Source organism: Pseudomonas sp. Pseusp97, assembly GCF_047304025.1.
Classification (GTDB): domain Bacteria; phylum Pseudomonadota; class Gammaproteobacteria; order Pseudomonadales; family Pseudomonadaceae; genus Pseudomonas.
Window position 1 is genome coordinate 1 of record NZ_JBGLYK010000209.1, and the last position, 9,882, is coordinate 9,882.

Genomic DNA, 9,882 nt, shown 5'->3' on the forward strand with positions numbered 1-9,882 from the left:
CGCCCGCCCTGTTCGAAGCGGCCCTGTGGATCGCCGCCGAGCACGAACCGCATCTGCCGCCGGATCAGGCCCAGCGCTTGTTCGACTCGCTGGCGCACCAGGTGGCCGTGGCGCTGCCCCAGGGCACCGGCGATGCGGAGCGCGCGCAGTTCCTGCTGCGGCGGTTGAGCGAATTGGGCTTCGCCGAGGACGACCAATACCCGCTGCACCCGCGCGCCGCCCTGCTCCCCCAGGTGCTGCAGCGCCGCCACGGTCAGCCGCTGTCGCTGGCGCTGATCGCCCTGGAAATGGCTCGGCGCAACGGCATCACCCTGGTGGGCGTGAACTTCCCCGGTCGTTTCCTGCTGCGTGTTCCGGGCGCCGATCACCTGCTCGACCCCGCCACCGGCCGCCGTCTCTATACCCGCGACTGTCGCGACCTGCTGGCACGGCAGATGGGCCCCGGCGCCGAGCTGTCCGCCGAGCACCTGCGCACCGCCAGCGCCGCCGATATGTTGCAGCGCCTGTCGCGCAATCTGCGGCAACTGCATCTGGCTGCCGGGGAACCGCTGGCGGCGCTCAAGGATGCCCAGCGCGTGCTGGAACTGGGGCCGCCCAGCGCCAGCGATCACCTCGCCCGTGCAGACCTCTACCACGTACTGGACTGCCCGCAGGCGGAGCGCTACGACCTGGAGCGCGCCATGCTGCTCAGCGACGATGCCGCCGAGCAGATGCGCCTGGCCCAGCGCCTGGCCGAGATCAGCGTGCCGCCCAAGGCACTGCACTAGCCTCAGACTTTCAACAAGCCGAGTTCCTTGGCCCGCGCCACCGCCTGGGTGCGACGCTCCACGCCGAGCTTGCCGTTGATCCGGCGCGCATGGGTCTTCACCGTGTGCAGGGAAATGTACAGCCGCTCGCCGATCTCCAGGTTCGAACAACCGCGGGCGATCAGCTCCAGCACCGAGAGCTCGCGCAGGCTCAGCAGATTGTTCGGGGCCATCTCGCCCGCGTTGGGGCGAAGGCCGAACAGGCCGGGCTGGCGGCGCTGGGTTTCGCGCAAGGAGGAAATCAGGCCGAAGCGCTGCGCCAGGGCCACGCCCTCGTCCAGCGAGCTGCGCGCTTCGTCCAGGTTGCCGCAGATGAATTGCGCCTCGGCCAGTGCCAGCCAGACTTCGCAGGCCAGGGTATTGCGGCCTTGGCGCAACAGCTCGGGCAGCAGGGCCTGCAGGCGCTGCAAGGCGGCGTGCACGTCGCCGTCGTAGAGTTCGGCCAGCGCCAGCAGATGCTCGACCCGCAGGATCTGGTCCGGCGCCGCCGCCGGCGGGCTGAGCCGATCGGTGCGGTAACGCGAGGCGACGCGCTGGAGGATTTCCCGTGCCGGGCCGGCGCGGTGCAGACGCAGGTGCAGCGCGCCGCTGGCCAGCAGCAGCGGGCCGCGATAGATCGGCTCCGGCACATGTTGCAGCTGCATCAGCCGTTCGACTTCGAGCAGGCGGCTGAAGGCACCGTCGGTGTCGCCGTCCAGCGCATCCAGCCAGGCCATGCCGGTGAAACCGTAGATCAGGCTCGGGTCGTGGCTGCGGCGGGTTTCGTTGAGGCCGGCGATGAACAGCTCGCGGGCCTCCTCGTCGCGGCCCTGGCGCAGGCACAGCCAGCCCCGGCGCAGCGCGACACGGCCGGCCATGGCGTTGCAGGTGATGCGCATCTCGTCGAGGTATTCCTGCACCCGCGCCAGCAGCGCGTCGGCGCGTTGCAGTTCGCCGCGCTGCTCCAGCCATTGGGCGCGGTCCAGTTCCAGCAGCGCTTCGAAGGTGGTGCTGCCTTGCAGGCGTGCGCGCCGCAATGCTTCGCGGTTGATCAGCCGCGCCTCGGCCAGGCGCCCTTCGGCCTGCGCCTGCTGGGTCAGGGCGGACAGGCAGATGAGGGTCTGCGCCCAGGCATCCTCGGGCAGGTGCGCCAGCGCCTCGCGCAGTTGCTCGCGGGAGCCGGGCAGTCCGCGCGCGTGGGTGAGCATGCCGTTGAGCCCCTGCCACTGGGCGACCAGCGCGCGCTGACGGTGTTCGCCCGGCATCGGCAGGAAGCGGTCGAAACCGGTCAGCAGAGCTTCCACATCATCCAGGCGCCCGACGAACAACAGCGTCCAGGCGTTGAGGATGAGCAGGCGCGGGGTGCTGCACAGCAGCTCGTCGGGCAGCGATTCGCGCAGTTGCAGCACCCGTTCGACGTTGCGACCGTGCAGCAGCTGTTCCTCGGTCAGGCGTTGCAGCAGGCTGGCGGAAACGTCCGGCTGCTCGGCGTACAGCGAATGCTCGAAAGCCGAGTGGATCTCCCCGCACTGGGTGAACCACTGGCAGGCGCGCCGGTGCAGGGTCGCCGCCGGCCAGCGTGACAGGCTGGCCAGCGCCGTTGCGACCATGGGCGCGACCTGGAACCAGTGCTGGGTGTTGTCCACCGCTTCGATCAGCACGCCCCAGGCCTGCAGGCCATCCAGCGCGAGGCCGGGTTCGTCGAACAGGTAGTCGCACAGTTCGCGATTGAAGCGGGCGATCTGCGCCAGGCCGCAGAGGGTTTCCGCCAGCTCCGCCGGCAGGCTCGCCAGGACTTCACGTTGCAGATAGTCCTGCAGCAGGCCGATGCCGGCAGCGGCCATCTGGGTGGCGCAAGGAGCGATGGAGTCGCTGCCCAGGCTGAGCAGGCGCAGGCGCACGCCGGCGAACCAGCCGTGGGTGGCTTCCTGCAGGGCCTGGCGCTGGGCCTGGGGCCACTCCAGGCCGGCGGTCTGCAGGTAGGCGTCCAGCTCGCATTGGGTCAGTGCCAACGCGTTGGCGCCCAGCTCCAGCAGTTCGCCTTCGAGCAGCAGACGGGTGAGGTTGCAGGCCGGGCGACGACGGCTGGCCAGCCACCAGCCGATCTGCGGCGAGGCCACGGCGAGCAGGCGGTCGAAACAGTCGTCGAGGGCGGGATCGGGGGCGCGGGGATAGTCATCGAGCATCAGCCAGACCGGCTCGCTGGCGTTCTCCAGCCAGGCGCACAGTGCTTCCTCGCCGGACCAGGGCACGCCCAGCGCCTCACCCAGGCGTTCGCAGAATTGCTCGGGAGAAAGCCCGCGGCCGCCCAGGCCCAACCAGACCACACGGGTGCCGGCTGGTGCCAGGCGCGCGCATTCGCTCATCAGCACCGTCTTGCCACAGCCGGGCGGCGCCACCAGCAGGCGCAGGCGGCATTCGGTGGCGCTCAGGCTGGCATGCAGCCGTTCGCGGGGCAGGTGCTGGCGTGGCAGCCGCGGCAGCGCCGCACCGTGCTGTGCAAGACTGTGCAGGGCGATTGTCGACATGGGCTTCTTCCGGCCATTTGCAGGCCAGACTATGCCCCTGGGCGGAGCGGGCAAAGGACCATCAGCCATACTCATGGTGCGGTATAGCGCAGGCCGCTCTCAGGCCCGCGCTAGAGAAGGCGCCGCATTGCCGGGCCGGAAAAAAAGAAACCCGGCATCCACGAGGAATGCCGGGGCCAAGGAGCGGGGTGTTACTCAGCGCACGCCGGTGTTACGCAGCGCCGCCGGGGTGAAGTCGGCCATGGAGGCCTTGTTGCCGAACACGTAGCCGCGCTTCTCCTCGTTGTTCAGACCGAAGGTCACGTAGCGCCCGGCGAGGATGTCGTACAGCGATTCGGCGGCGTAGCCGGTGGCGAGCTCGGTGTAGAAGGTCATCTCGTGGCCTTCGCCGACGCGCCACAATTGGCCGCGACCGTCATACAGCTCGGATACCGCGATCTGCCAGCTGTCCTCGTCGAGGTAGAAGTGGCGCTGGCCGTAGATGTTGCGCTCGCCGGACTTCAGGGTGCCCACCACTTCCCACACGCGGTGCAGTTCGTAACGGGTCAGGTCCTGGTTGATGTGGCCCGGCTTGACGATGTCGTCGTACTTGAGCTCCGGCGAGTTCAGGCGGTAGCTGTTGTACGGGATGTACATCTCGCGCTTGCCCACCAGCTTCCAGTCGTAACGGTCCGGGGCGCCGGAGAACATGTCGTAGTTGTCCGAGGTGCGCAGGCCGTCCGAGGCGGTGCCCGGGCCGTCGTACGCTACCTGCGGTGCACGGCGCACGCGGCGCTGGCCGGCGTTGTAGATCCACGCCAGGCGTGGCTCCTTCACCTGGTCCAGGGTCTCGTGCACCAGCAGGACGTTACCGGCCAGGCGCGCCGGGGCGGTTACCTGCTGCTTGAAGTAGGTGAGGATGTTGCCGGTCTTGCTGACATCCTGGTCACCCATGTTCTGCGGCACCGCAATCGACTCCTCGAAGCGGATCGGCGTGTAGCTGCCGTTGGTCTGCGGCACGACCTGCACCACCGAACGGGAGATGTTGCCGCCGTGGTAGCGGGTCAGGTGGTTCCACAGCGCCTGCACGCCATTCTGGGGCAGCGGGAAGGCGTAGTAGCGGCTCTTCTCGAAGTTCTCCAGGCCGTTGCCGTCGTTGATCGGCTGGACGAACTCGGCGCTGCGCTTGATGGCGGCGTAGATGTCGTCGGGCAGGGCGAAGGTGCGGTGGGTCTTGTACACCGGGATCTTGTAGGTATCCGGATAGCGCTTGAACATCGCCAGCTGGCCGGCGGAAAGCTTGTCCTTGTACTGGTCGACGTTCTGCGCGGTGATGGTGAACAGCGGCTTCTCGTCGGCGAACGGGTTGGAGAGGAAGCCCTTGGCGTCCAGCTTGCCGGCGGTGCGGGAGATGCCGCCGGTCCAGGCCGGGATGCTGCCGTCGGCGTTGCCTTCCTTCTGCGAGCCCATGGGCGTGAGGCTGGTGCCCAGCTTGGCCACTTCGTCGGCGGATACCGCCGCCATCACGCCGCAGGACAGCAGGCTCAGGGCCAGCGCGCCGCATTGGAGGATTCTTGTCGTTCTCATGTCGATTCCTTGAGCAGGCAGGTCAGAAGTTCACGCCGAAGCTGAGCGAAACGAAGTCCCGGTCGACGATGGTGTTGTAGTCGCCGCCGAAGAAGTTCGTGTAGTTCAGGCTCGCGGTGTAGGTGTTCTGGTAGTCAGCATCGAGTCCGACGCTGGCGGCCTTGCTGCCTTCGTTGAAGACCGGGCCGTAGCCGTGCACGTCATGGGACCAGGCGACGTTCGGTTTGAGGTTCACCCCGGCGAAGACGTTGTTGTAGTCCCAGATGGCGCGGCCGCGGTAACCCCAGGAGGACGAGGTGTAGAAGCCGCCGCTGCCGTATTCGTTACGCGCGGTGGCGTTCTCCGGCACGCCGTACACCGAGTCGCGACCGTAGCGCTCGCCGACTTCGTTGGTCATGCCGCCGACGTAGGTCACGCCGACTTCGCCCACCAGGGTCAGGCGGTCCGCGCCCATGGTCTGGTCGAAGAAGTGGGTGAAGGTGGTCTGCGCCTGGGTCACTTCCTTGCGGATGTAGCCGTGGTTGACCGCGTTGGCCTGGGCCAGCGCACCGGCGACACCACCACTGGCGAACCCACCGGCCACGGTGGTGGCGAGCAGCGGGGTCATGTCGGTGGTGTTGAGCTGCAGCGGCATGTTCGGCCGGTAGCTGATCTCGCCGTTCCACGCGGTGCCGGTGGGCAGGGTGGTGGAGAAGCTCAGGCCGTAGAGGCGGATGTCCTCGGGGTATTCGAGGAAGTAGCTGCCGCGTCCCAGCAGGATCGGCTGCGCCAGCGCCGATACGCGCAGGGCGTTGATGATGTCGGCTCGGCCGGCGTTCTGCATGCTCACGATGGGCGTGCGGCTGTGGTAGTTCATGGCGTAGGCGCCGTACTCCACGTCATCGCCCAGCCAGCGCAGGGCCAGGCCCCACTGGCCGGAATCGCGCGCATCGCGGTCGGCGCCGCGCGGCACCATCAGGCCTTCCTGGTTGACGGTGACGCCCATGGAGTTGAGCAGCGAGTGGATCCCCGGCGAGTTCAGGGTATTGAGCGTGGCCGGATCGAGGATGTTGTAGTTGGTGTTGCAACCGTCGGCGGCGACGTCGGTGGTGGAGAAGAAGGTGCCGCAGTTGTCCAGCACCGTCTGGTCCCATTCCAGCTGGTAGAAGCCCTCCACCGACAGCGCGTCGGTGACGCTCTGCGACAGGTAGACCATGTTCACCGGGATCAGGCCTTCCTTGATTTCCGAACCGGGACGGCGGAAGGCGGAGACGTCGATGGGGTTGATGGTGTTGATGCTGTTGCCGATGAAGGTGCTTTCACCCCAGCTCACCACCTGCTTGCCCACCCGCACGGTACCCGGCAGGTCGGCGACGGAATAGTTGTAGTAGCCGAAGGCGTCCAGCAGCTGGGCGCCGGAGGACTTGGCGCCTTCCTTGCGGCCGTCGTCGGAGATCTGCTTCCAGTCGGTGCTTTCGTCCTTCAGGCGGAAGTCGTACCAGTACTTGCCGCGGGTGAAGACGCCGAAGTCCCCGTACTTCAGCTCCAGGTCGTGGATGCCCTTGAAGATCTTCGAGAAGGTATCCCCCTTGCGGAAGTTCAGCCGGCCATCGTCGTTGGTCTGGGTCATGCCGTGGCCGCCGTTGGCGGCGCCGATCAGGTCCTGCTTCGGACTCTGGGTGCTCCAGCTGGCCCCCACGGACAGGCTGGAATCGAACTGCCCTTCGATCTCCCCGATATTGAAGTTGATTGCCTGAGCCTGGGTGGCGCATCCCAGGGCGACAGCAGTGGCGAGAAGTTGCGGTTGGAAGAATCCGCGCCTTGTTTTTGTTGTCATGCGGCTCTCCTGACGGTGTCTAGGTGCCGTTACCCTACTGAGCGACCTGACGGGGAGTAAGCGCTCCAAGGTGGTATTTGGCGTGTCGCCCGAAAGAGTGAATCCCCCTTCTAGGACGGCGCCTGGCGGGCGATATTGGCGCAGGCGATGACGGATCATCGAAACAATGGATAGTGGCCGATGCCTGTAAGTGCTTTGCCACTACCCGAGAAGCGCGGTCTGGGGCATTCTTAGCCCCCTATGCATGCCATCGACCAACGCCCGACCGACAGTCACCTGACCGAGCAGACCCGCGAGGTGGTGCTGCGCTACCACCAGTGCTGGAAGCATCGCGACCTCGAAGCGGTGCTCGCGCTGTATCACCCGCAGGTGCAGTACAACGACTTCTTCCAGAACCGCACGCTGGGCTACACCGACCTGCGCGACTACGTGCAGAGCACCATGCCCAGCCGCCCGGAAGAATTCCTCGACCACATCGACCGCATCCGTGTGGACGGCGACACCGCCTTCATCCAGTACCGCATCGCGGTGACGCTGAGCGGGCGCCTGGCGACTTTCCATTCCAGCGAAGCGATCACCGTGCGCGACGGCCTGATCTGGCGCATCAACGAATACGCCTCGGTGGTGCGCGAAGGCAGCGAAAGCCGGCCGCAATCGGTCGACCCGCGCCCGGCCACCAGCCGCCTGGGCCTCTCGCCGCGCCAGCTCAGCCAACTGGCCAGCGACCTGGAAGACTACTTCAGCAAGAGCCAGCCCTACCTCGCGCCGGACCTGGACCTGACCCAGGTGGCCACGGCCACCGGTTACACGCGCAACCAGATTTCCTACCTGCTCAACCAGGTGATGGGCCTGAGCTTCTACCAGTACGTCAACCAGACGCGCCTGACCCACCTGCTCAGCCAATTGCGTCCGCCGCTGCCTTCGCGGATCGACGAGCTGGCCTTCTCCGCCGGCTTCAACTCGCTCTCGGCCTTCTACCGCTGCTTCCGCCAGCAGACCGGCCAGTCGCCGCGCGAATACCTCAAGCGCCTGCGCGAGGAACAGCAGGAGGCCTGATACGCCCCTGCCGGCGGGTACGCGAGCAATCCTCGCGTACCCGCGCGCACGACAGAACCCCGCGCCAAATCTAGGCTTGCCGACATTCCCCCTTCTTCCTTTTGGAGTCGTCTATGTCGGCATGGCGTCATATCAGTCTGTGGATGAACCAGCTGGACGATGATCTCGTTCCGCGGCCGTCCCTGCAGGGCACCCTGGACGTCGATGTGGCCATCGCCGGCGCCGGTTACACCGGCTTGTGGACCGCCTACTACCTGAAGCTGCGCGCGCCGCAGTTGAAGATCGCCATCGTCGAGGCCGAGACTGCCGGCTTCGGCGCCTCGGGCCGCAATGGCGGCTGGCTGATGGGCAACATGCTCGGCGAAGACCGCCTGCTCGCCGGCCTGTCGCCCGAGCAGCGCCGCGCGTCCTACGACCTGTTGCACGACATTCCAGATGAAGTGGCCCGCGTGCTCGACCGCGAAGGCATCGACTGCGACTACCGCAAGGGCGGCGTGCTCTATACCGCCGCGCGCTACCCCGAGCAGGAAACCCGCCTGCGCGAATACCTCGCCCACCTGCACGCCGAAGGCCTGACCGAGGACGACTACCGCTGGCTGAGCAAGAGCGAGCTGGACGAGCAGCTGCGCATTCCCAGCTCGCTGGGCGCCATTCACACCCCACACTGCGCCACCATCGACCCGGCCAAGCTGGTCCGTGGCCTGGCCCGCGCCGTGGAGCGCCAGGGCACGCAGATTTTCGAGAAGAGCCGCGTCACCCACTGGGAGCCGGGCCTGCTGCGCACCGCCCAGGGCGAGCTGAAGGCCCACTGGATAGTGCCGGCCATCGAAGGCTACGCCGCCGACCTGCCGCCGCTGGGCAACTACCAGCTGCCGGTGCAGAGCCTTCTGGTTGCCACCGAGCCGCTGCCCGAGTCGGTGTGGGCGGAAATCGGTCTCGACAAGGGCCAGGCCTTCAGCGAATTCAGCCGCCAGGTCACCTACGGCCAGCGCACCCCGGACAACCGCCTGGCCTTCGGCGCCCGTGGCGGCTACCGCTTCGGCGGCAAGCTGCGCAACGACTTCAGCCTGACCGACGATGAAGTCGGCCTGCGCCGCTACCTGTTCAGCGAGCTGTTCCCGCAACTCAAGGACGTGCGCATCACCCACACCTGGGGCGGCAACCTGGGAATGTCGCGGCGTTTCCACCCGCACATGCTGATCGACCGCCGCAACGGCATCGCCCTCGCCGGCGGCTACGGCGGCGAAGGCGTCGGCGCCACCAACCTGGGCGGCCGCACCCTCGCCGACCTGATCCTCGGCCAGGACAGCGCCCTCACCCGCCAGCCGTGGGTGATCAACGACCGCAGCGTGCGGGAAGGCCTGCGTGGCTGGGAGCCGGAGCCCTGCCGCTGGCTGGGCTACAACGCCATCATCCGCAGCTTCGTGCACGAGGACGATGTGCTGGCCAACCCCCACAGCGCGCCCTGGCGCCGCCGGCTGGCCGAGAAGGTCGCCGCCAGCATGGAAAACCTGATGACCTGGAAGGTCGGCTGAAAGCCGGCTCGGCATCTGGACAGAAAGCAGAGAAAGCCCCACTGGAGCCCCGAATGAAACTGACCCACCTGAAGAACACCCTGCACGCCGAACTCGGCGAAGCCAACCCGGTCGCCGTGCCACTGGGCGAGCCGATCTCCGAGACCCGCGTGGAATCCATCGAGCGCACCGACCGCGTGGAAACCGGCATCTGGGAATGCACCCCCGGCCGCTGGCGCCGGCAGATCGTCGAGCAGGAGTTCTGCCACTTCATCGCTGGCCGCGGCACCTTCACCCCGGACGGCGGCGAGCCCATCGCCTTCCAGGCCGGCGACGCCTTCCTGCTGCCGCAGAACAGCCTGGGCATCTGGGACATCCAGGAAACCACGCGCAAGACCTATGTGATCATCGAGCGGGATTGATCTGCTGGTAGGTGTGATGTGCTAGCCCGGCGCCCGGGCCCGCCCCTCTCCCTACCCCTCTCCCTGAAGGAAAAGGCAGCCGTCTGCACTGTTTTACTTGTAGGAGCGGGGGGGGGGGGGGGCCCGGGTAAAACCCCCCCCCCCACCGGGGGGGGGGGGGGGGCGCGCGCGGGGCGGCACCCCCAAAAAAAAAAA

The 9,882-nt window shown here is 67.2% G+C and carries 7 protein-coding genes; 4 read left to right on the forward strand and 3 right to left on the reverse strand.

Features of this window, described 5'->3' with window-relative positions:
• A partial coding sequence (locus ACCC94_RS24245) for a SirB1 family protein (protein ID WP_413352158.1) occupies positions 1-767 on the forward strand: 767 nt, incomplete at its 5' end.
• A 2-nt stretch (positions 768-769) separates the two neighbouring features.
• Here the strand turns inward: ACCC94_RS24245 and ACCC94_RS24250 are convergent.
• From ACCC94_RS24250 to ACCC94_RS24260, 3 genes are all read right to left on the reverse strand, one after another.
• Positions 770-3,313: a LuxR C-terminal-related transcriptional regulator gene (locus ACCC94_RS24250; RefSeq protein WP_413352159.1), complete on the reverse strand. Its 2,544-nt coding sequence runs from the start codon at positions 3,311-3,313 to the stop codon at positions 770-772.
• A 195-nt stretch (positions 3,314-3,508) separates the two neighbouring features.
• Positions 3,509-4,879 carry a DUF1329 domain-containing protein gene (locus ACCC94_RS24255; protein WP_413352160.1) on the reverse strand — a complete coding sequence of 457 codons (1,371 nt, stop codon included), beginning with the start codon at positions 4,877-4,879 and terminating at the stop codon, positions 3,509-3,511.
• Between the two features lie 22 nt (positions 4,880-4,901).
• On the reverse strand, positions 4,902-6,695 hold the full coding sequence (locus ACCC94_RS24260; RefSeq protein ID WP_413352161.1) for a DUF1302 domain-containing protein: 1,794 nt from the start codon (positions 6,693-6,695) through the stop codon (positions 4,902-4,904).
• 240 nt (positions 6,696-6,935) lie between these two features.
• On the opposite strand from ACCC94_RS24260, the gene ACCC94_RS24265 reads away from it, so the two are divergent.
• From ACCC94_RS24265 to ACCC94_RS24275, 3 genes are all read left to right on the forward strand, one after another.
• Positions 6,936-7,751 carry a helix-turn-helix domain-containing protein gene (locus tag ACCC94_RS24265; protein ID WP_413352162.1) on the forward strand — a complete coding sequence of 272 codons (816 nt, stop codon included), beginning with the start codon at positions 6,936-6,938 and terminating at the stop codon, positions 7,749-7,751.
• Positions 7,752-7,864: 113 nt separating this feature from the next.
• Positions 7,865-9,286, forward strand: coding sequence for an NAD(P)/FAD-dependent oxidoreductase (locus ACCC94_RS24270; RefSeq protein ID WP_413352163.1), 1,422 nt, complete (start codon positions 7,865-7,867; stop codon positions 9,284-9,286).
• Between the two features lie 53 nt (positions 9,287-9,339).
• On the forward strand, positions 9,340-9,687 hold the full coding sequence (locus ACCC94_RS24275; protein WP_081516238.1) for a cupin domain-containing protein: 348 nt from the start codon (positions 9,340-9,342) through the stop codon (positions 9,685-9,687).
• Positions 9,688-9,882 lie beyond the last annotated feature (195 nt).

Coding starts and splice junctions, on each gene's coding strand:
- ACCC94_RS24250 (WP_413352159.1), bottom strand. CDS start 3,313: ATGTCGACAATCGCCCTGCACAGTCTTGCACAGCACGGTGCGGCGCTG.
- ACCC94_RS24255 (WP_413352160.1), bottom strand. CDS start 4,879: ATGAGAACGACAAGAATCCTCCAATGCGGCGCGCTGGCCCTGAGCCTG.
- ACCC94_RS24260 (WP_413352161.1), bottom strand. CDS start 6,695: ATGACAACAAAAACAAGGCGCGGATTCTTCCAACCGCAACTTCTCGCC.
- ACCC94_RS24265 (WP_413352162.1), top strand. CDS start 6,936: ATGCATGCCATCGACCAACGCCCGACCGACAGTCACCTGACCGAGCAG.
- ACCC94_RS24270 (WP_413352163.1), top strand. CDS start 7,865: ATGTCGGCATGGCGTCATATCAGTCTGTGGATGAACCAGCTGGACGAT.
- ACCC94_RS24275 (WP_081516238.1), top strand. CDS start 9,340: ATGAAACTGACCCACCTGAAGAACACCCTGCACGCCGAACTCGGCGAA.